Source organism: Myxococcus sp. RHSTA-1-4 (assembly GCF_020037125.1).
Classification (GTDB): Bacteria; Myxococcota; Myxococcia; order Myxococcales; family Myxococcaceae; genus Myxococcus.
Genome location: NZ_JAIQDG010000046.1, coordinates 61,530 through 82,472, shown reverse-complemented (window position 1 = coordinate 82,472; position 20,943 = coordinate 61,530). Strand labels below are relative to the sequence as shown.

Below are 20,943 nucleotides of genomic sequence, written 5' to 3'. Positions count from 1 at the left end.
GACCCGGTGTCAAGCGCCCCAACACCCACGCGGGTGCTTTCATCCTCGATTGGAGGAGCCTCCGAAGGCGATCCAAGATGGGGCGCCATGCGAAGCCTGCTCCTCGCCCCACTCCTGCTAGCAAACCTCGCCTCCGCCGCCTCCAACGCTCCTCCCGGCTACGCCCAGGCCGACGACTGGCTGGAGCGCCAGAGCCAGCCGGAGCGCTACACGCCGCTCCACCTGCTCGACGGCCGGGACACCACCGCCTGGTGCGCCACCGGCGAGGACCCGGCCCCCATCACCATCGGCTTCAAGGACGCCGTCACCGTGGACGAGGTCCGCGTGTACACGGGAGACGGCACGGACCGCGCCGCATTCAAGGCCCACGCCCGCGTGAAGAAGCTCACCCTCACCAGCGTGGACGCCGCCCGCAGCGTCACCGTGGAGGACAAGCGCGGCCTCCAGGCGGTGCGCCTCAGCCAGCCGCTGCCGGGGGCCCGCTTCATCCTGGAAGTCGTGTCCCGCTTCCCGGGCGCCAGCGACGAGGCCCCCGTCTGCATCACCGACCTCGTCTTCTACTCCGGGGGCAAGGCCCTCAACGGCACCTGGCTGGCCCCTCGCCTGAAGCACGACGCGCGCCTGGCGCCGCTGCTGGGCACCTGGTTCGGAGGCCTGGAGGGGGCACCGGAGAGCTTCCTGTCCTTCTACCTGGACGGCACCTTCCGCTATACGCGGGAGCCCCTGGAGGGCGGTGGGCCCACCTCCGTCACCGGTACGTACACCCTGTCCGGAACCCGACTGTCCCTGGACGTGCCGAAGCGCGGCCGGGTGACGCTGCGCCACCTGAAGCCCGGGGAGGAGGGCACACGCGGGCCCGAGGCCTCGCTCGAAGTGGAGGGACCCCTGGCGGAGGAGTGGGGCCGCGAATTCCGCGGCAAGCCCTGAGCGGGCAGGGCGGAGAGGACCGCCCGGCCTGCCCCAGGGAGGGCCGGGCGCCTAGAGGGCGGCCAGCTTCTTCTTCGAGCTGAAGTGGCGGAAGAAGACGATGATTTCCTCCACGGCCACCTTCACGTCGGAGGCATCCTGGAATTCCGACTCCAGGAAGATGCCGCCGCACGACTCACACGTGTCGTAGTGGAGCGGGTGCTGGCGGTCGCCTCCGTCCACTCGGACGAGGTCGACCTGGCACTCGGGGCACTGACCGGTCAGCGCCTCCGCGTCCACCTTGCCGCCCTGGCTCTCCAGCCCGGGGAGGTTGTTGTGGAGGAGGACCCGGTTCAGGTCCGCGACGTCAATCCAGAGTCCGCCGCAGTCTCCACACTTTCGCAACGTCAGATCATCCCCCTCGAGATCGGCCATCTCGACGTTGCAGCTGGGGCAATCCATGGGACGGGTCATTCTCCTGCAGTGGGGGAGGGGTGCTCCCCAGTGGTTCGGAGAATGATAGGTCGTGCGAAAATTCGGATGCAACCCGCCTCGCCGCTTCTGTTGGCAACGCGCCGTCTCTTCGCCAGCCCCCTCGACGCTTCTCAGGCCCTCGCCTTCACCCGGCGGATGTCCGCGCCCAGGCCCCGCAGCTTGCGCTCCAGGCGCTCGTAGCCGCGGTCCAGGTGATAGACGCGGCTGACCTCCGTGCGCCCCTCGGCCCGCAGGCCCGCGAGGATGAGGGAGGCGCTCGCCCGCAGGTCCGTCGCCATCACCGGCGCCCCGCTCAGCTGCTTCACCCCCTTCACCACCGCCGTGTGCCCCTGGATGGTGATGTCCGCCCCCAGCCGGTGCAGCTCCGGCACGTGCATGAAGCGGTTCTCGAAGATGTTTTCACTGATGACGGATGTCCCGTTGCTGACACACATCAGGGCCATGAGCTGGGCCTGCATGTCGGTGGGGAAGCCGGGGTGCTCGGTGGTGGTGATGTTCACCGCGTTGAGCGTGCGAGGCGCCTTGCAGCGCAGCCCGCTGCCTTCGGCCGTAATCGTGCAGCCCGCCTCGCGCAGCTTGTCCACCACGGCCTCCAGGTGCTCGGGCACCGCGTGCTTCACCAGCACGTTGCCGCCGGAGATGGCCGCCGCGACGAGCAGGGTGCCCGCTTCAATCCGGTCCGGGAGGATGGCGTGCTCCACGGGCTTGAGGCCGTCCACGCCGTCGATGGTGATGACGGACGTGCCCGCGCCCTCAATCCGCGCGCCCATCTTGTTGAGCACCCGGGCCAGCTCCTCCACCTCGGGCTCGCGGGCGCAGTTCTCCATGATGGTGCGGCCCTTGGCGAGCGCCGCCGCCATCATCACGTTCTCCGTGCCGGTGACGGTGATGACGTCGAAGTTGACGGTGCCGCCCTTGAGCTGCTTCGCCCGGGCCTCCACGTAGCCTTCCGTCAGGTGGATGTCCGCGCCCAGCGCCTTGAGCCCCTTGAGGTGCTGGTCGATGGGCCGCGCGCCGATGGCGCACCCACCCGGCATGGACACGCGGGCGCGGCCGAAGCGGGCCACCAGCGGCCCCAGCACCAGCACGCTGGCGCGCATCGTCTTCACCAGCTCGTAGGGCGCTTCCGGGTGGATGTGGCCGTTGACGCCCACCTCGCAGATGTCCTTCTTGCGGGCGGTGAGCCGCTCCGCGTCGCAGCCCATGGTGCGCAGCACCTTGAGCATGGTGGAGACGTCCGCCAGGTCCGGCACGTTGCGGTAGGTGGAGGTGCCGTCCGCCAGCAGCGCGGAGGCGAGGATGGGCAGCGCCGCGTTCTTCGCGCCCGACGCCTGCACCTCTCCGTGCAGCTCCGCGCCACCCTTCATCACAATTTTGTCCATGGTTCCCTGCTTCTTCAGCCCTGTGGCCCGTCAGCCACGGGCTGTGTCCCAAAAGCCATGCGCTCCCGCCGCTCCAGGTCCTTCTCCACGCGCGCGTCGGCGTAACCCGCCGCCCGCAGGAGCTCCAGGACGGCCGGGCCCTGCGTCTCCCCAATCTCCATTGCAAGGAGCCCGCCAGGCTCGAGCCACCGCCGCGCACCCGCCACCACCCGGCGGATGACGACGAGCCCGTCCGCCCCCCCGTCCAGCGCCAGCTTCGGCTCGCGCCGCACCTCGGGGGACAGGGTCGGAATCTCGGCGGAGTCGATGTAGGGCGGGTTGGAGACCACCACCCGGAAGCGCGGCGCGTCCGGCGGCAGGGGGGCGAAGAGGTCGCCCTGCAGCACCGTCAGCCGGTCGGAGACCTTGAGGGCCTCCGCGTTCTCCCTCGCCAGCGCGCAGGCGTCCGGAGACAGGTCCGTGGCCACCACGGTGGCCTGCGGCCGCTCGGCCGCGAGGCTGATGGCGATGCAGCCCGAGCCCGTGCACACGTCCAGGGCCCGCGACGGCGCGTCCTTGGGCAGCATCCGCAGCGCCGCCTCCACCAGCAGCTCCGTCTCCGGCCGCGGAATCAGCACCCGCGCGTCCACCTTGAAGGGGCGGTTGTAGAACTCCTTCACGCCGGTGAGGTACTGCGTGGGCTCGCCGGCCAGGCGCCGCTCGATGAGGCCGCGGAAGGTGCCCAGCTCGTCCTTGGACAGGGGCCGGTCCAGGTCCACGTACAAGCGGACGCGGCCCAGCTTCAGCACGTGGGACAGGAGGATCTCCGCGGTGAGCCGGGGAGCGTCCACCTGCCGCTTCTCGAAGTGCTGCGTCGTCCAGGTGAGGACCTTGCGGATGGTCCAGGTCTCGCTGCTCATGCGTCGGAGGAGGCGGGCTTCGGGCCGCCGCCGGTCTGCGCCTTGAGCGCCTCGGCCTGGTAGTAGGTGCGGCAGGCGGTGATGACGTCCTCGACACCGCCCGACATGATGCCCGGCAGGTTGTGCACGGTGAGGCCGATGCGGTGGTCCGTCAGCCGGTCCTGCGGGAAGTTGTAGGTGCGGATCTTCTCGCTGCGGTCGCCGGTGCCCACCTGGGCGCGGCGCGCGGAGTCGCGCTCGTTGCGGATGCGCTCCTGCTCGATTTCGTACAGCTTCGCCCGCAGCATGCGCATGGCCATGGTGCGGTTCTTCAGCTGGCTCTTCTCCTGCTGGCACTTCACCACGATGCCCGTCGGGTGGTGGATGAGGCGCACCGCGGAGTCCGTGGTGTTGACGCTCTGGCCGCCCGAGCCCGTGGAGCGCATCACCTGCATCTCGATGTCCGCCGGGTTGATCTGCACGTCCACGTCCTCGGCCTCCGGCATCACGGAGACGGTGATGGTGGAGGTGTGGATGCGGCCCTGCGTCTCGGTGGCCGGCACGCGCTGCACGCGGTGCACGCCGGACTCGTACTTCATGTGGCTGAAGACGGCGTCTCCGGACAGCGTCACGGTGACGTCCTTCACGCCGCCCGCGTTGCCCGCGCTCATGTCGATGATTTCCGACTTCCAGCCCTTCTTGTCCGCGTACCGGAGGTACATCTGCATGACCTCCTCGGCGAACAGGGCCGCCTCGTCGCCGCCCGCGCCGGCGCGGATCTCCAGGATGACGTTCTTCTCGTCATTGGGGTCCTTGGGCAGGAGGAGAATCTTGAGCTGGGCCTCCAGCTCCTCGCGCTGCTCCTTGAGGCCGGGCAGGGCCTCGCGGGCATAGGCCTTCTCGTCCGGGTCGCTGCTGCCCAGCCAGGCCTCGACCTCGTTCAGGTCGGCCAGCACCTTGCGGTAGGTGCGGAAGGTGTCCACCAGCTTCTCCAGGCCCGCCCGCTCCTTGGAGACCTTCTGAAGCCTCGCCGAGTCGGCGAGTACGTCGGGGTTCGACAGGTCGGCGGTGAGGCGCTCGAACCGGCGCTCGACGTCTTCGAGTTTGTCAATCATCGTCGTTCCAGGGGGTATTGCCCCTTTGGCCGCCCTCTGGCAAGGGTGGGCGGAGTCAAGAAATTCCTTGGCTGTTCGGGCGGTCGCATGAAAGAAGGGCCGCCTTCACCGCCACTGGCGGTCGGTTCCACATCACCTACACGGAGTCCTTCCACATGCCCGCCCAGAAGGGAAATCGTTCCAAGAAGAAGCTCGCCAACCGCGCCAAGGGCCGGAAGTCCCAGCTCAAGCGCCGCCGCAGCCGCGCCAAGAAGGGCCAGTCCAACAACAAGGTCTGACGCGCTGGCTACTCCCTCCCTTGGCTCCCGGGGGAGGGAGGCGGGCGGGCCCACGGCTCCAGCTCCGGCAGCATCCGGTCCACCGCCCTGGACGAATCGGCCAGCAGCCGCATGACCTCCTCCGCCGCCTCGCCCGTCACGGGCACCGGCTGGAAGGGGCGCTCGGGATAGCGGTCCGACCTGAGCGGCAGCACCTCGCTGGAGAGGTAACCGCCGGGTCCGAAGCGGCCCTTCCACAGCGCGCTGCGCTTGTCCCGCGGGTTCCAGTTCCCTCCGAAGACGAAGTTCCCCAGCGAGTAGACGACGGGCGCGCCCTGGTACAGCTCCATGGACTGGAGCACGTGCGGGTGGCTGCCCAGCACGCCGCTGGCCCCGGCTTCAATCGCCGCGTGGGCCAGGCGCACCTGGTACGGCTCCGGGGAGTAGGTGCCCTCGCGGCCCCAGTGGAAGAAGGGCAGGACGACGTCCGCCTGTTGCTTCGCGGCGAGGATGTCCTCGCGCAGCATCCGCTCCATCACCTCCACGTCCGAGAAGTGCCCCGCCACGCCCGGCGTCGTCTCCGTGGCGTACACCTGCGGCGGCTCGATGTTGCGCTCGCCGAGGAAGAAGTAGCCCAGCAGCGCCACGCGCACGCCGCCCACGGTGAGGATGGCGGGGCGGCGCGCCTCGGCCAGGTTGCGGCCCGCGCCGAAGTACGGAATCCGCGCCGCCTCCAGCGTCACCAGCGTGTCCACCAGCCCCTGGGCGCCGTAGTCCATGAGGTGGTTGTTGGCCAGGCTCACCACGTCCACCCCGCCGGCCACCAACGAGCCCACCAGCTCCGGCCGCGCGCGGAAGTTGAAGTTCTTGGGCAGCTTCTCCCCGCCCTCGGTGAAGGGGCACTCCAGGTTGATGACGAAGAGGTCCGACGCGTCACCCAGCGCCTTCACCTCCTTGAAGCCGTACGCGAGCATCTCCTCGCGGGAGCGGCCCCTGGCCACTTCCTGGTCGAAGTACGTCTGGTGGTTGTGACCCAGCGTGACGTCGCCCCCCACCACCAGGGTAATGGGGCGGGCGGGCGGGCCGGCGTCCGGTGCCCCGGCCAGGGTGTCCGGCGGGACGGGGAGCGAGACGGCGCCCGCGTCCGGAGCAGGGGAGGCGGCCGGCCCGGGCTCCGGCGTCGGGGGGGACTCGGGCGGGGGCACGGGTCGCGGATGACAGGCGGCGAACAGGAGCAGCAGGAGGGCGGCGTGGCGCATGGGCTGAGGGAAACTCTACCTTGCACCCGTGATTCGGCGGCGCGTAGATTGCCCGGCGCTGCCATGGCCCGGGAAAAGGACAACATCGCGCTCTCCGACGAGCACAATACTCGTGGAATCGAGCTGGCGGACCGGGGGTGGCTCGACGAGGCCATCAAGGAATTCAAGAAGGCCATCGACCTGGACCCGAGCTCCGCCCACGCCCACGACAACCTGGCCACCGTCTACGCGGAGAAGAAGCTCTTCCGCGAGGCGCTCACCGAGTACCTCACCGCCCTGAAGCTGGAGCCGGACAGCGCCACCGCGCACTACAACCTGGCCTGCTTCCTCTCCACCCACGCCGGGGAGATGGCGGTGGAGGAATACAAGGAGGCCATCGAGCTGGATCCGGAGTACCCGGACGCGCACCTCAACCTCGGCCTCACCTACGCGGACCAGGGCCGCGTGGAGGAGGCCATGCGCGAGCTGCAGACGGCGATTGAGCTGGATCCGCAGGACGCCTTCCCCCGCCACGAGCTGGCCGCGCTGATGATGGACGAGGGCGACTACCGCTCCGCCATCACCCAGCTGAAGGAAGTGGTGCGGCTGGAGCCGGACAACTTCGAGGCGCAGCTCGACCTGGGCATCTGCTACGCGCAGAAGGGCTTCTACGCGGAGGCCGAGCGCGCGTACGAGCGGGCCCGGGCGCTCAACCCGGAGGACCTGCTGCTCAACTACAACCTGGCGGCGCTGTTCGCGCTCTGGGGGCGGCCGAAGGACGCGGTGCAGTACCTCCAGAAGTCGCTGGCGGCGGACCGGCCCAAGGTCCTGGGGTGGCTGTCCACGGACCCCATGTTCGACTCGCTCAAGGGCGACGCGGACTTCGAAGCCCTCTTCTGAGCCATGGGAATGGAATGGGTCTTCCTCGGGCTGGCGCTTCTGTTGGTGCTGGCCAACGGCTTCTTCGTGGCGACCGAGTTCGCCATCGTGAAGATTCGCGCCACGCGCCTGCAGGCCCTCGTTGACGAGGGCGCGCCGGGCGCCTCCACCGCGCTGAAGATGGTGGAGCACCTGGACGCGTATCTCTCCGCCACCCAGTTCGGCATCACCCTGGCGTCGCTGGGGCTGGGCTGGCTGGGTGAGCCGGCCTTCGCCGCGCTGCTGGAGCCGGTGCTGGTGGGACTGGTGCCGGAGGGCTCCGCCACGACGGTGGCCCACACGGCGGCGGTGGTCATTGCCTTCAGCATCATCACCTTCCTGCACATCGTCATCGGAGAGCTGGCGCCGAAGAGCCTGGCCATCCAACGCGCGGAGGCCACGACGCTCGCCGTCGCGCTGCCGATGCGGGCGTTCTACTTCCTCTTCTACCCGGCCATCGTCCTGCTCAACGGGCTGGCGGCGTGGGTGCTGCGCGCCTTCGGCCTGACCTCGGTGGGCGAGGCGCACGAGGCCCACAGCGAGGAGGAGCTGCGCGTCATCCTGCACAGCTCGGCGCAGGCGGGCGCGATCACCTCCGCGCGCGCGGAGCTGCTGGAGCGGGCGCTGGAGATGGCGCAGAAGACGGCGCGGCAGGTGATGGTGCCGCGCAACCAGGTGAAGTTCCTGGACATCGAGGAGCCGCTGGAGAAGTGCATCGCGGACGCGCGCGCGGCGGGCCACACGTGGCTGCCGGTGTGCCGCGGCAACCTCGACGAGGTCGAAGGCGTCGTCAATGCGAAGGACCTCTTCTTCCTGCTGTCGCGCGGGGAGCTGCGCAGCCTGGCGCAGGTGCAGCGGCCGGTGCTCTTCATCCCGGAGCACGCCACGCTGGAGCAGCTGCTGGCGGAGTTCCGCCGCAGGCGCCGGCAGACGGCGCTGGTGGTGGACGAGCACGGCGGCACGTCCGGGCTGGTGACGATTGCCGACGTGGTGGCCGAGGTGGTGGGCGACGTGGCCGAGCTGGGCCGGCGGGTGGAGGAGGTGCGCTCGCTGCCGGGCGGCCGCTTCGAGCTGCCGGGCACCACGCAGCTCGACGACCTCGAGGAGCGGCTGGACGTCAACTTCGACCTGGATGAGGACGAGGAGGGCGAGGTGACGACCATCGCCGGCTACCTCATGGCCCGGCTGGGGCGTGTCCCGGAGAAGGGGGACGCGCTCAAGCTCGACATGTGGCGCATCCTCGTGGAGGAGGTGGACGGCCCGCGCGTGGTGCGCGTGACGGTGGAGCCCCAGTCGCGCGCAACCACCACCACCACGGCACGCGCCACGCCCGACGCTTCGGCCTCGCCGTCCTCGGAGTCCCCGGCCTCGGGGGAGACGCCGCCGGCGTCCTCGAACGAGTCGGCGTAGCTCAGCCCTTCGGGTCCTTCTTCTCCGCCAGGGCCTTCTTCACCCGCTTGCCCTTTCCGGCGGCGGACGCGGCCCTGGGGGCCTCCGCGCGCTCGACCTTGAGCAGCTCCAGGTCGGTGCTGCCGGCGGTCTCCAGCTTGATGATGCCCACGCCGGGGGCGAACCAGAGGAAGCTCTCCATGGAGCGCCCCTGCGCGCCGGGCCGGCTGGAGCGCGCCGTGGTGATGTTCTTCACCTTGAGCGCCTTGAAGGTGCCGGCCGCCACCGTCACCTCCTCCTCGCCCACCACCGTGGCCTCCTTGTCGAACGTGGTGGCGATGGTGGGCCGGATGCCGCCCGTCTTCCCCGCGGGGGGCTGGAGCTTCACGGAGAGGCTGTTCTTCCACGTCCCCCCCGGCACCATCCGTGCCGGCGCGGGCACGACGACGCCCTCCGCGCTCACCACCTGCACGTCCATGCCGGACGCGGACAGCAGCGTGCCCTCCAGGCCGCCCAGGCCCGTGCGGATGCCCTCCGGCGTACAGGTGGCCTCCGTCTCGCCGTGCCGGCTCTTCAGGTCCACCGCGACGACGCCCTTCAGGCCCTCCGGCACCGGCGTGACGCCCCGGGTGGACAGCACCAGCTCCGAGGACCTGCCTGCCCGGTAGGTCAGCTTGAGGCCGTCCTCCAGCGGAAAGTAGGGGTGGGGGCAGGCGGCCGGGGACTCGACCGCCGCCGTGTCAGACCGGGGTGCTACTTCCGGCGTAGGGGACGCTCCCATGAGGAGCGACAGGGCAAGAAAGGGCTGGAACGTAGGCAACCTCCGGAAAAATCAATTGGAAGGTAGGGTGGGGTTCCCACTTTGCAACCCCACGGGACGACCTGACAGGGGCCACGGCTGCTTCGCTGAAGGGCAAGCAGCCGAACGTATGGCCACCTGAGGCATGGTCACGCTTGATCGCCCGGGGGGCGACTGGTACTCCTGCCGATCGTTCCGGGGCCGATTTTTCGGCCTCGCGCTCGTTTTCTCCCTCGTACTCCGCGCGTCCCCCAGGAGCCCGCTGGCAATGCGAATCAAGCGGTTGGACATCACCGGCTTCAAATCCTTCATGGAGCGGAGCGTCTTCACGTTCGATGAAGGCGTCACGGGCATCGTCGGTCCCAATGGCTGTGGCAAGTCGAACGTTGTCGACGCCATCCGCTGGGTGATGGGCGAGCAGAGCGCGAAGAACCTCCGTGGCCGTGGCATGGAGGACGTCATCTTCAACGGCTCGGAGAACAAGCCCCCGCTGTCCATGGCGGAGGTGTCGCTCACCTTCCTCGTGGACGAGACGGACCAGCTCGCGCCCCAGTACCAGGGCTTCTCCGAAGTCACGGTGACGCGGCGCCTGTTCCGCAACGGCGACTCCGAGTACCTCATCAACAAGACGCAGTGCCGCCTGCTGGACATCACCGAGCTGTTCCTCGGCACCGGCGTGGGCACCAAGGCCTACTCCATCATCGAGCAGGGCCGCGTGGGCCTCATCGTCTCCAGCAAGCCGGAGGACCGGCGCCACCTGCTGGAGGAGGCCGCGGGCGTCACCAAGTACAAGGCCCGCCGCAAGGCCGCGGAACGGAAGATGGAGGCCACCGAGGCCAACCTCCTGCGTGTCACCGACATCACCAGCGAGCTGGAGAAGCGGCTCGACACGCTGTCGCGCCAGGCGAAGAAGGCGGAGAAGTACAAGAAGCTCAAGGCGCGCATGCGGGACATCGACCTGCACGCGGCCACCCACCGCCACCTGGAGCTGCTGGCGGAGAAGCAGGTCCTCAAGTCCCGCCTGGAGAACCTGGGCTCGGAGGAGCGCGAGAGCCTGGACCGGGTGAAGGAGCTGGAGGAGACGATTACCCGGCGCCGCACGGAGCTGGACGCCGAGGCCGCCGCCCTGCAGGCCCTGGCCGCCGAGGTGCACGCGCTGGAGAGCAGCGTGCAGCGCGACACGCAGGAGCTGTCGTACGGCAAGCGGGATTTGGAGGAGACGCGCGCCCGCGTGGCCGCGGCCAGGGTGGAGCTGGAGGGGCTCCTGGCGCGGCAGGCGGAGATGGCCGAGGCCATGGCCGCGCGCGAGGCGGAGCTGTCGGGCATCGCCGGCTCGTGGAAGGAGGACGAGGTCGCGATGCAGGTGGCGCAGGAGGAGCTGCGCCGCGTGTCCCAGCTCCAGACGGAGGTGGCGCTGCGCCTGGAGCAGGAGCGCGCCGGGCTGGTGGCCGTGGCCGGCCGCCTCGCCAACCACGAGAGCAACCTCGTCAACCTCGCCCGCCAGCGCACCGATTTGGAGACGCGCCGGGCGAAGCTCCAGGGTGAGCTGGAGACGCTGCGCGCCCAGGAGGCCCAGCTGGAGGCGGTGCGCGGCGACGTGGCGAAGCGGGTGGAGGACACCCGCCACCTCGCGGCGGAGCTGGCCGAGCGCAAGGGCCAGGAGGAGGAGGCGCTCAGCCGTACCCGCGCCGACTTCACGGAGAACGAAATCCAGGTCATCGCCCTGCGCGAGGAGCTGAGCGACAAGCGCAGCCGCCTGGCCTCGCTGGAGGACATCCAGAAGAACTACGACGGCTTCGACCGGGGCGTGCGCGCGGTGATGACGCGCGCCGGCGTGGCCGCCCGTGAGCAGGGCATCTTCGGCCTCGTGTCGGACGTCATCACCGTCTCCCAGCGCTACGAGCGCGCGGTGGAGGCCGCCCTGGGTGAGCGCCTCCAGCACGTCATCGTCGAGAGCCGCGACAAGGGCGTGGAGCTGGTGGAGTACCTCAAGGGCCACGCGGAGGGCCGGGGCAGCTTCCTGCCGGTGCCCGCGCTGGACTCGCTGCCGCCCCCGCTGGAGCCGGACTTCAGCCGCCCCGGCGTGCTGGCCCATGCCCCCCGCGAGGTGACGTGCGAGGAGTCCCTGCGTCCCCTCGTGCAGCTCCTGCTGGGAGACGTGGTCATCGTCCAGGACATCGCCACCGCGCGGGCGTACGCGGAGTCCGGTGGGCCCGCGTGCACGCTCGTCACGCAGGACGGCGAGGTGTTCCGCCCGGACGGCACCATCGTCGGTGGTGAGCGCGAGGGCGCGGCGGTGGGCGCGCTCCAGAAGAAGCGCGAAATCGCCGAGCTGGCCGCCGAGGTGGCGCGGGTGGAGGAGCGCTACAACGAAATCCTCACCCGGCACTACACGCTCCAGAAGCAGATGGGGCACGCGGAGAGCGTCCTCAAGGGGCTGGCCAAGAATCAGCACGCCGAGGAGGTCAACCTCGCCAGCCAGGAGAAGGACCTGCACAAGGCGGGCGAGGACCTGGCCCGGGTGCGTGAGCGGCTGCGGGCGCTGGAGTCCGAGGACGCCCAGCTCGCGCAGAGCCAGACGGCGCTGGCCCACGAGGAGGAGACGAGCCGGGGCGAGGTGGCGCACGGCCAGGCGGACCGCGAGGGCCGCGAGGAGCGCGTGAAGCAGCTCGCCGCGGAGCAGGAGTCGCTGCGGCAGCGCGCCGAGGCCGCCAACAACGACCTGACGGGCCTGCGCATCAAGGTGGCCGCCGGCAGCGAGCGCGGCGAGTCCGCGCGCAAGGAGCTGGACAGCCTCGTCACCCAGCGCAAGGACATGGAGACGCGCATCACCCGCCTGCGGGTCACCGTGGAGGAGGGGGGCGCGCGCACCGAGGAGCTGGAGCGCCGCATCACCGAGACGGAGGGCGGCCTCTCCCAGCGCGCCGAGGAGCACCGGCTGGCCGCGGAGGGGCTGGAGGCCCGCCGCGCCGCGCACACCACCGCCTCCGCCGAGGTGCGCGAGCAGGACACGCAGTTCCGCGAGCTGCGCGGCCGGGTGGACGAGCTGATGCAGGGCCTGTCCCAAATCTCCCTGCGCGAGCGGGAGATTGCCCTGGAGCTGGAGCACCTGGCGGCGGGCATCCGCGAGCGGCACCAGGTGGACCTGGCGCTGGAGCTGCACCGCTACCACCTGCTGCCGCCCCTGGCCCCGGAGACGGAGGCCGAGCTGAAGGACCTGCGCGCCCAGGTGGAGAAGATGGGGGAAATCAACCTCACCGCCATCGACGAGCACGCGGAGCTGTCCAAGCGCTACGACTTCCTCCACGCGCAGAAGAAGGACCTGCAGTCCTCCATCGAGCAGCTCAAGGAGGCCATCCAGCGCATCGACGCCACCAGCCGCGAGCGCTTCAAGCAGACCTTCGACGTGGTGAACGAGAAGTTCCAGGCCATCTTCCCGCGCCTGTTCGGCGGCGGGCGGGCCAGCCTGGTGCTCACCAACGGCGAGGGGCCCAACGCGGAGCCGGGCGTGGAAATCGTCGCCCAGCCGCCCGGCAAGAAGCTGCAGAGCGTCAACCTGCTCTCCGGCGGCGAGAAGGCCCTCACCGCGGTGGCCCTCATCTTCGGCATCTTCCTCATCAAGCCCACGCCCTTCTGCCTCCTGGACGAGGTCGACGCGCCGCTGGATGAGGGCAACGTGGGCCGCTACAACGACATGGTGAAGGAGATGAGCAAGCAGTCGCAGTTCATCCTCATCACCCACAACAAGCGGACCATGGAGGTCTCCAACACCCTCTACGGCGTCACCATGGAGGAGCCGGGTATCTCCAAGCTCGTCAGCGTCCGCATGCGCGAGGCCGGCGCCGCCAACGACGACAAGGTCACCGCCGCGTAGGACTTCCGCGGGTGGTGGGGCACCGGGCCTTTTTCCGGTGCCTCCCCCCGGAAGCATCAGCCCCCCTGAAACACGGAAGGCGCGGGCCCCGGTACTCCGGGCTCCCGCGCCTTCGTGCTTCATGCGTCCGCGGGCGAGCCGCGGGCCGTGACTACTTGTACGTCTTCTTCGGGCAGGCGGCCTTGTCCTGGGCGGCGAGCTTCTGGGCGTCGGCGAGCTCCTTCACCGTCTCGTCCAGGTTCTTCTGCGTCGCGGCCTCGGCGTCCGTCCAGCCCTCGGCGTCCTTGGTCTTCATCTCCTGGGCAATCGTCAGCGCGGCCTTCTCCGTCTGCTGGCGGGCCTGGAGCGTCTCGACGATGCGGGCGTCGGCCGCCACCAGGGCGTTGCACTTGCTCTCGAGCTCATCGAAGAGCTTGTAGTTCTTCGTCTTCTGGTAGCGCTCCACCACCTCGGCGAACGCCTTCGCCGCGGTGGCGCGGGCGCCGTCGGCCATGGCCGCGTCCGCCGCGCGCTGCGTGCGGACCAGGTCCATCTGCAGGAACTGCAGCTCCGGGGCCATCTTGGCCGCCGCCTCCTCCGAGGCGCCCGAGTTGAAGTGGACGAAGCGGTAGGAGAAGCCCAGCTCGTCGGAGGACAGCTTCGCGGGCAGCGCCATCATCTTCTGCTTGAGGCAGGCGGAGACCTGGTCGCCCTCGGTGGTGCCGGAGGCCTCGAAAGTCACTTCGGCGGGCGTCTGCTGCGCCTTCACCAGCTTCACCTTGGCCGTCAGCGTGGGGGGGACCGCGTCCTTGAAGCCGGCGTAGCAGTCACACCAGCCCGGCAGCCCCAGGCGCACCGCGCCGGTGAAGTCCGAGCCCTCGTTGATGCCGAAGGTGACGGAGTTCATGCCGCTGGCGGTCTGCTCGAAGGGGATGGTGGCCTCCACCGGCGCGGAGCCCTTGGCGAGCAGCGCCGGCTGCACCTGCGCGTCCACCAGCTTCTGGATGCAGGCGGTGCCCTCGGGGGTGAGGTTCTCCCCGGTGACGGCGTGGGTGGTGGCCTGGTCGGTGACGGTGGTCTTCACCTGCACCTTCGTCGTGGGCGCCGGACCCCGGTTCTTCGGGTCCACCAGGCACTCCTGCACCTGCGGGCGCACGGACAGCAGCGCGCCGAGGATGACGGCCTCGCTGGTCTGCGCGGGCATCTTCGCCTCGCGCGGGAAGCAGGCCACGAGGTCGAACGGAGGCTGGTTGGTGATGCGGACCCGCTCCTCGGTAGAGGTGGGCCCCTGCGCGGCACCGTCCGTCTTCTGCGTTCCGGCACAGGCGGCGGTGAGGGCGAAGGAGGCTACGGCAAGACGACGCAACATGCGGTTGTTCTCCCTGGGGGTGGGACTGCGTCCGGGCATCTACTTCTCCAGGCCCTCGGCGTTCTTGAGGTCCTTGAGACGAAGCCCGTTCTTCTTCAAGAGTCGGTAGAGGCTCTGCATCGACAGGCCGGTGCGCTGCTCGGCGGCCTTCATGTCGAAGCCCACCGTGCGCATCACCTCGGCGAAGTACAAGCGCTCGAAGTCGGCCAGCACCCTGTCCTTCGCCTCGTGGTAGGGCATGGTGGTGACGAGCGTGGCCACGCTGGTGGCCGGGGCCTGCCCCTCCGGGCGGCGCGAGGGCTGGGCGAGGAAGTCCAGCCAGCTGCTGTTGCCCGTCTCCTCCATGAGGGCGCCGCGCTCGAGCACGTTGCGCAGCTCGCGCACGTTGCCCGGCCAGTCGTAGCCCTCGAAGAGGGCGAGCGTCTGCGGGGTGAGCGTCACGCTGGCGCGCAGCGACTGGGACAGGGCCCGGGCCAGCACGGGAAGGTCCTCGCGCCGGGTGCGCAGGGGCGGCAGGCGCACCCGCGCCACCGCCAGCCGGAAGTAGAGGTCCGCGCGGAAGCGGCCCTGGCGCACGTCCTCCTCCAGGTTGCGGTGCGTGGAGGCGATGACGCGCACGTCCACCGCCACCGGCTGCCCGTCCAGCGAGGGCACCTCGCGCGTCTCCAGCACGCGCAAGAGCTTGCCCTGGACCTGGAGGGGCAGCTCGCCCACCTCGTCCAGGAAGAGGGTGCCGCCCCGGGCCGCCTCGAAGACGCCGCGCGCCTCGCGGTCCTCGCCGTCGCCCGCGCGCAGCCCGCCGAACAGCTCGCGCTCGGCCTTCTCCTCGGAGATGAGGTTGCAGTCCACCACCTTGAAGGGGCCGTGCCGCCGCGCCGAGTGCTGGTGCACCGCGCGCGCCGCCAGCTCCTTGCCGGTGCCCGTCTCGCCCTCGATGAGCAGGCTCATGTCCTCACGGGCGATGCGGCGCAGCTCCGCGAAGACCCAGCGCATCTTCTCCGAGGCGCCCACCAGCGAGCCGAAGGACTCGGCGCCCGCCACCTCCACCTCGGTGGGGCGCGGCGCCACCTTCACGGAGAGCTTCGTCTTGCCCAGCTCCACCTTGTCGCCGCTGGCCAGGTACGCCTGCACCACCTGGCGCCCGTCGAGGAAGGTGCCGTTGCGGCTGCCGGTGTCCCGCAGCAGCAGTCCGCGCGACGTGCGCTCCACCTCCACGTGGCGGCGGCTCACGGTGGCGTCCGTCAGCACCAGGTCGCTGGCGGGGTCCGAGCCCACGCGCACCAGCGCGTCCTGCGTCGTCACCTTCTTGCCTTTGTCCGGGCCGGCCACCACTTCCACGGTCCACTCGTGGATGGGAATGCGCGTGGTGCGGCCTTCCTGTTCGCTCTGGGCGGTCTGGGTGGTCTCGGGCCTGGGTTCCATCATGGGTCCTCTTTAGGTGCGAGGAGACCGGGCGGGCAAGCCCGACGAGCGTCTCTTCGCCTCTGAAAATGTCAGGGCAGCAAGAGAGAAACAATCCCGCCGGAAGCCTGTCGCACACGCGCGTCGATGGGGACGTGCGTCATTCGTGTCCGGGCCAGGGCCTGGGGCAGGGCGGGGCGGCCGTCGAGCGAGTGGACCCGGTCTCCCCGCCGCAAGTTTTGCGCCCGGAGGGCCACGCCAGGAGTCCGTGCGCCAGGAGGGACGGGCCGGTGCGGTTCACGGCCCGTCATCCAAGACGAACGCCTTCCCGGAATCCAGAATCCGGCGCGGCGCGCGGGCCCCGGAGGCCACGGCTTCGCCGCGCCGCGCCGTCAGTAGTGCGAGGGCGCGTCGCTGGCGGGGAAGGACTCCTTGGACTCCTCGTCCACGATGTCGTCCGAGGCATTGCCTCCGGACCGGATGCCCTCGTTGACGGAGGCCTTCACCGTGCGGCCAGGCGACTTCTGGCCGCCCACGCCGCGCTTGCGGCCAGTGCCGGCCTTCTGGCCACCGAGCATCCGGCTGCCCAGCAGGTTCTTCGCGCGCTCGGAGAGGTTGCGCTGCTCGTCCTGCCAGTCTCGGAAGAACTGGGCCAGCTCCTGGTCGCCGGACTCCTCGGCGTCGCGGACGTACTGCGCGCACGTCGAGGCGCCCTCCAGGAGGTGATACAGGGCGCTGATGAGGTTGTAGTGCTCGTCACGGGTGCCCGTCTGCGCTTCTTCGCCTGCCATTGCCGCCTCCCGAGGAAGAGTGGTGTGCCTCGGGAGGGAAGCTATGCATGGGGCTCCAAGAGGCTGGAGCGGGGCGCCCGCCTGCCTGCCCGGCGGACTCAGGCCCGCAGCATCGGGTCCAGCCTGCCCTCGGAATCCAGCCGGGACAGGTCCGAGTAGCCGCCCACGTGCGTGTCGCCGATGAAGATCTGCGGCACGGTGCGCTGGCCACCGCTCATCTCCACGAGCTTCGCGCGCATGGAGTCGTCTCCGGTGACGTCCACCTCCTCGTAGTCCACGCCCTTGCGCTTGAGCAGGTCCTTCGCGCGGACGCAGTACCCGCAGTAGGTCGTCGTGTAGATCTTCACGGGCTTCACAGGCAGCTCCTCCTTGGTGCCTTCCAAGTTAAGGGCCTGGAGCGTCCGCCGCCACCTTGCCCGCCAAAACACGACGGCCCCCGACTCCCGTGGGAATCGGAGGCCGCCGTCAGGACGTCACCCCGGCATGGGAGCCGGGGTGGGGGGCGACTACATGCCCATGCCGCCCATGCCGCCCATACCACCCATGCCGCCCATGCCACCGCCGCCGGCGGCCTCCTTCTCCTCCTTCGGGCGCTCCGCCACCATGGCCTCGGTGGTCAGCATGAGGGAGGCCACGGACGCCGCGTTCTGCAGCGCGCTGCGGCTCACCTTGGCCGGGTCGATGACGCCCGCGGCCAGCAGGTCCTCGTAGGTCCCGGTCGCGGCGTTGAAGCCGAACGGGCCGGTGCCCTCCTTGACCTTGTTGACGACCACGCTGCCCTCCAGGCCGCCGTTGCCGACGATCTGGCGCAGGGGCTCCTCGAGCGCCCGGCGGATGATGTCCACGCCGAACTTCTCACCCTCGGAGAACTTCTGGCCCTCCAGCGCCTTGAGGCAGCGGATGAAGGCCACGCCGCCGCCGGGCACCACGCCCTCCTCGACGGCCGCGCGGGTCGCGTTGAGCGCGTCCTCCACGCGGGCCTTCTTCTCCTTCATCTCCGTCTCGGTGGCGGCACCGACGTTGATGACGGCCACGCCGCCCACGAGCTTCGCCAGACGCTCCTGGAGCTTCTCGCGGTCGTAGTCGCTGGTGGTGTTCTCGATGGTCGCGCGGATCTGCTTCACGCGCGCCTCGATGTCCTGCTGGCTGCCGGCGCCGTCGACGACGGTGGTGTTGTCCTTGTCCACCGTGATGCGCTTGGCGCGGCCCAGGTCCTGGAGCGACAGCGTGTCCAGCTTGATGCCCAGGTCCTCGGCGATCATCCGGCCGCCCGTCAGGGTGGCGATGTCCTCGAGCATGGCCTTGCGGCGGTCACCGAAGCCCGGCGCCTTGACCGCGCAGACGTTCAGCACGCCGCGGATCTTGTTCACCACCAGGGTGGCCAGGGCCTCGCCCTCGACCTCCTCGGCGATGATGAGCAGCGGCTTGCCGGCGCGCGCCACCTGCTCCAGGATGGGCAGCAGGTCCTTCATCGACGAGATCTTCTTCTCGTGGATGAGGATGAGCGCGTCGTTGAGGACGGCCTCCATGCGCTCCGGGTCCGTCACGAAGTACGGAGACAGGTAGCCACGGTCGAACTGCATGCCCTCGACCACGTCCAGCGTGGTCTCCAGGCCCTTGGCCTCCTCCACCGTGATGACGCCCTCCTTGCCGACCTTCTCCATCGCGTCCGCGATGATCTGGCCGATGGTGGCGTCGCCGTTGGCGGAGATGGTACCGACCTGGGCAATCTCCTTCTTGTCCTTGGTCGGCTTCGACAGCTTCTTCAGCTCGGCCACGATGGTGGCGACGGCCTTGTCGATGCCGCGCTTGATCTCCATCGGGTTGTGGCCCGCGGCGACCAGCTTCGCGCCCTCGCGGAAGATGGCCTGCGCCAGCACGGTGGCCGTGGTGGTGCCGTCACCGGCGACGTCAGACGTCTTGGAGGCAACCTCCTTGACCATCTGCGCGCCCATGTTCTCGAACTTGTTCTCCAGCTCGATTTCCTTGGCGACCGTCACACCATCCTTGGTGATGGTGGGCGAGCCAAAGCTCTTCTCGATGACGACGTTGCGGCCCTTGGGCCCGAGGGTCACCTTGACCGCGTCGGCCAGGATGTTGACGCCGCGGAGGATGGCCTCGCGGGCGCGCACGTCGAACAGAATGTCCTTCGCCATGTGGATGATTCCTTGAAAGGGGTGGGAAGGGCCGGGATTACTTCTCGATCACGCCGAGCACATCCTCCTCACGGAGGATGAGGTGCTCCTCGCCGTCGAGCTTGATCTCCGTGCCCGCGTACTTGCTGAACAGGATGGTGTCACCGGCCTTGATGTCCATCGGGCGGACCTTGCCGTCCTCGAGCACCTTGCCGTTGCCCACGGCGATGACCTTGCCCTCGAGGGGCTTCTCCTTCGCCGTGTCCGGGATGAAGAGACCGCCCTTGGTCTTGGTCTCCTCGGCGACGCGCTTGACGATGAGCCGATCCTGCAGGGGACGAATCTTCATGATCTGCTCCTTATGTGAGGCGCCCGTCCCTTGGAAAACCTCCGGCCGGGACGCCGCTTGGGGGTAGATAGGGTCGTGAGACCCGGGGCATTAGCACTCGCACCTCATGAGTGCTAACGCCCAGGCGCGGCGGATAATAACCAGGGAAGTCGACCCGTCAAGCGACGTGGGACCGGCGTCTCATGTGTTGCCAACTCCCCGTCATTCCTGTGTTTTTCCCTTTCCCGGCCACCGGGACGGGAGTCCGCCCGGCCGCGTGCCCGGCGGGGCCCGATTAGCACTCGAAGGGGGCGAGTGCCAGCGCAAGTGCCCGGAATCATTGGGGGTCGCTTTTGCCAGGGACAGAGGCCGTTGGTACCTTTTCCGATGTGTCCCGCGGGCGATTCACCAGCGGGAATGACGGGAGGTGTCAATGAGTGAACTGGTGGCGTCCCTGTCGCTGAAGGAGTTCTTCAAGTCGCTCCTGGACGAGGTCATCGGGCGGCAGCGGGTGGTGATTACCGAGGTGACGGAGTTCTACCTGGTGAACCTCCTGTCGGAGTTCGCGCTCACCGACAAGCTGTTCACCCGCGAGGAGGACGGCCGGAAGGACCACGAGCCACTGGCGCTGCTGTACCACCGGGCGCTGCAACAGGAGCGCAACGAGCGCATCCGCACGCTGCGCCGGCTGGGGGACGTCTCGCTGTACACGGCGGGCTTCTTCTCGGGCGCGCTGCAGGGGGGCGTGGTGGGCCCGGACTACTACATCCAGATGGGCGGCACGGCGTACGGGCAGGTGGCGGAGCTGTCCCCGGCGGCCCAGGTGTACCGCGAGCTGCGCGACAAGTTCCGGGTGCTGGTGGAGGTGCTGGAGGAGATCGCCGCGCGGGGCATGGTGAAGGCCGGACCGAGCGGGGCCCTCAAGGTCTACGAGTCCTGGGAGCGCACCGGGAATGACCGGCTGGAGCGCGTGCTGGTGGACGCGGGGATGATGCCCTCCTCCAAGGGGCAGCTCCCCAACTAGCGCAGGGGAGGGCGGCCATGATGGTAGGGCGCGTGCAGGACCACCTGGAGGCCATCTACGGCTTCACGTGTGAGGCGAGGGCGGAGGTCTTCGTGGTGGACACGGAGGCCGCCGTGCAGCTCGGCGGCACCGGCCGGAGCGAGGAGGAGCTGCTGGTGCGTGAGGACGGGGACGCGCTGGAGCTGGCGCTGTACCTGGCCCCCTCGCTGCTGGACAGGCTGAAGCCCTACGCGGCGGGCCCGCTGGGGTACCTGCTGGACGGAGACCTGGACGGCTACTGCCAGGTGGCCGAGGGCGTCAGCCACTTCCTCTACGTGGCGCACACGGCGGCGCACGGCCGGACGGTGTCGCTGCTGGAGCTGGAGGCCCAGGCGGAGGTGGACAAGTTCGCGGTGTGCCTGCTGCACCGCTGGGGCGAGGGCGTGGGGGCCTGGGCGGAGGAGCTGCTGAAGCGGCTGTTCGAGCGCGTGTCCTACCGGGAGCGGCTGTCCCCCCAGGAGCGGTGGCGCTACGAGGAGGCCAACCGGCTGTCCCGCCGCTTCTGCACCCGGCTGATGGGCCACGTCACCGGCCGCCGGCTGGACAGGCTGCTGGGGGACCTGCGCTACGCCTACCGGCTGGGGGCGGAGGCCAAGCTGCGCCATTTCGCGCACGGTGGGTGAGCA

Annotated in this window: 19 protein-coding genes; 7 read left to right on the top strand and 12 right to left on the bottom strand. The window is 69.6% G+C overall.

Annotated elements, in window-relative coordinates:
- Positions 1 to 87: 87 nt before the first annotated feature.
- Positions 88 to 927, top strand: coding sequence for a discoidin domain-containing protein (locus K8638_RS39835; RefSeq protein WP_223759983.1), 840 nt, complete (start codon positions 88 to 90; stop codon positions 925 to 927).
- Between the two features lie 51 nt (positions 928 to 978).
- Here the strand turns inward: K8638_RS39835 and K8638_RS39830 are convergent, their stop codons facing one another.
- From K8638_RS39830 to prfA, 4 genes are all read right to left on the bottom strand, one after another.
- Positions 979 to 1,368 carry a zf-TFIIB domain-containing protein gene (locus tag K8638_RS39830; RefSeq protein ID WP_223759982.1) on the bottom strand — a complete coding sequence of 130 codons (390 nt, stop codon included), beginning with the start codon at positions 1,366 to 1,368 and terminating at the stop codon, positions 979 to 981.
- A gap of 143 nt (positions 1,369 to 1,511) precedes the next feature.
- Positions 1,512 to 2,783, bottom strand: coding sequence for a UDP-N-acetylglucosamine 1-carboxyvinyltransferase (gene murA, locus K8638_RS39825; protein ID WP_223759981.1), 1,272 nt, complete (start codon positions 2,781 to 2,783; stop codon positions 1,512 to 1,514).
- Positions 2,784 to 2,797: 14 nt separating this feature from the next.
- Positions 2,798 to 3,682: a peptide chain release factor N(5)-glutamine methyltransferase gene (gene prmC / locus K8638_RS39820; RefSeq protein ID WP_223759980.1), complete on the bottom strand. Its 885-nt coding sequence runs from the start codon at positions 3,680 to 3,682 to the stop codon at positions 2,798 to 2,800.
- A complete protein-coding gene (gene prfA, locus K8638_RS39815; RefSeq protein WP_223759979.1) occupies positions 3,679 to 4,776 on the bottom strand; it encodes a peptide chain release factor 1 in 1,098 nt (365 codons plus the stop codon). Before prfA ends, prmC begins: the two co-directional genes overlap by 4 nt.
- Positions 4,777 to 4,931: 155 nt before the next feature.
- Here prfA and K8638_RS44740 point away from each other — a divergent pair, with 155 nt between their 5' ends.
- Entirely contained in the window at positions 4,932 to 5,054 is a 123-nt protein-coding gene (locus tag K8638_RS44740) for a hypothetical protein (RefSeq protein WP_255663122.1), read from the top strand.
- 8 nt (positions 5,055 to 5,062) lie between these two features.
- Here K8638_RS44740 and K8638_RS39810 read toward each other — a convergent pair whose 3' ends face one another.
- Positions 5,063 to 6,292 (bottom strand): CapA family protein, encoded by a 1,230-nt coding sequence (locus tag K8638_RS39810; RefSeq protein WP_223759978.1) that lies wholly within the window; start codon positions 6,290 to 6,292, stop codon positions 5,063 to 5,065.
- Between the two features lie 63 nt (positions 6,293 to 6,355).
- Between K8638_RS39810 and K8638_RS39805 the strand changes: the two genes are divergently transcribed.
- Positions 6,356 to 7,171, top strand: coding sequence for a lipopolysaccharide assembly protein LapB (locus K8638_RS39805; RefSeq protein WP_223759977.1), 816 nt, complete (start codon positions 6,356 to 6,358; stop codon positions 7,169 to 7,171).
- A 3-nt stretch (positions 7,172 to 7,174) separates the two neighbouring features.
- Positions 7,175 to 8,599: a hemolysin family protein gene (locus K8638_RS39800; protein WP_223759976.1), complete on the top strand. Its 1,425-nt coding sequence runs from the start codon at positions 7,175 to 7,177 to the stop codon at positions 8,597 to 8,599.
- 1 nt (position 8,600) lies between these two features.
- On the opposite strand, the gene K8638_RS39795 is transcribed toward K8638_RS39800, so the two are convergent.
- Positions 8,601 to 9,359 carry a hypothetical protein gene (locus K8638_RS39795; protein ID WP_223759975.1) on the bottom strand — a complete coding sequence of 253 codons (759 nt, stop codon included), beginning with the start codon at positions 9,357 to 9,359 and terminating at the stop codon, positions 8,601 to 8,603.
- Positions 9,360 to 9,645: 286 nt separating this feature from the next.
- Between K8638_RS39795 and smc the strand changes: the two genes are divergently transcribed.
- Positions 9,646 to 13,251, top strand: a complete 3,606-nt coding sequence (gene smc, locus K8638_RS39790) for a chromosome segregation protein SMC (protein WP_223759974.1) — start codon at positions 9,646 to 9,648, stop codon at positions 13,249 to 13,251.
- A 151-nt stretch (positions 13,252 to 13,402) separates the two neighbouring features.
- On the opposite strand, the gene K8638_RS39785 is transcribed toward smc, so the two are convergent.
- The 6 genes from K8638_RS39785 to groES all read right to left on the bottom strand — a co-directional run bounded on the left by K8638_RS39785 (position 13,403) and on the right by groES (position 19,275).
- A complete protein-coding gene (locus tag K8638_RS39785) occupies positions 13,403 to 14,599 on the bottom strand; it encodes a hypothetical protein (RefSeq protein ID WP_223759973.1) in 1,197 nt (398 codons plus the stop codon).
- Positions 14,600 to 14,638: 39 nt separating this feature from the next.
- Entirely contained in the window at positions 14,639 to 16,021 is a 1,383-nt protein-coding gene (locus K8638_RS39780; protein ID WP_370644232.1) for a sigma 54-interacting transcriptional regulator, read from the bottom strand.
- 371 nt (positions 16,022 to 16,392) lie between these two features.
- The gene (locus tag K8638_RS39775; RefSeq protein WP_223759971.1) at positions 16,393 to 16,791 is read right to left on the bottom strand and encodes a hypothetical protein; all 399 of its coding nucleotides are present in this window, start codon (positions 16,789 to 16,791) and stop codon (positions 16,393 to 16,395) included.
- 98 nt (positions 16,792 to 16,889) lie between these two features.
- Positions 16,890 to 17,147 carry a glutaredoxin 3 gene (gene grxC, locus K8638_RS39770; protein ID WP_223759970.1) on the bottom strand — a complete coding sequence of 86 codons (258 nt, stop codon included), beginning with the start codon at positions 17,145 to 17,147 and terminating at the stop codon, positions 16,890 to 16,892.
- A 150-nt stretch (positions 17,148 to 17,297) separates the two neighbouring features.
- Complete coding sequence (groL, locus tag K8638_RS39765; protein ID WP_223759969.1) at positions 17,298 to 18,947, bottom strand: chaperonin GroEL; 1,650 nt, start codon at positions 18,945 to 18,947, stop codon at positions 17,298 to 17,300.
- 37 nt (positions 18,948 to 18,984) lie between these two features.
- The gene (groES, locus tag K8638_RS39760) at positions 18,985 to 19,275 is read right to left on the bottom strand and encodes a co-chaperone GroES (RefSeq protein WP_169345710.1); all 291 of its coding nucleotides are present in this window, start codon (positions 19,273 to 19,275) and stop codon (positions 18,985 to 18,987) included.
- A 412-nt stretch (positions 19,276 to 19,687) separates the two neighbouring features.
- On the opposite strand from groES, the gene K8638_RS39755 reads away from it, so the two are divergent.
- Positions 19,688 to 20,278 carry a hypothetical protein gene (locus K8638_RS39755; protein WP_223759968.1) on the top strand — a complete coding sequence of 197 codons (591 nt, stop codon included), beginning with the start codon at positions 19,688 to 19,690 and terminating at the stop codon, positions 20,276 to 20,278.
- Between the two features lie 20 nt (positions 20,279 to 20,298).
- Positions 20,299 to 20,940: a hypothetical protein gene (locus tag K8638_RS39750; protein WP_223759993.1), complete on the top strand. Its 642-nt coding sequence runs from the start codon at positions 20,299 to 20,301 to the stop codon at positions 20,938 to 20,940.
- Positions 20,941 to 20,943: the final 3 nt, after the last annotated feature.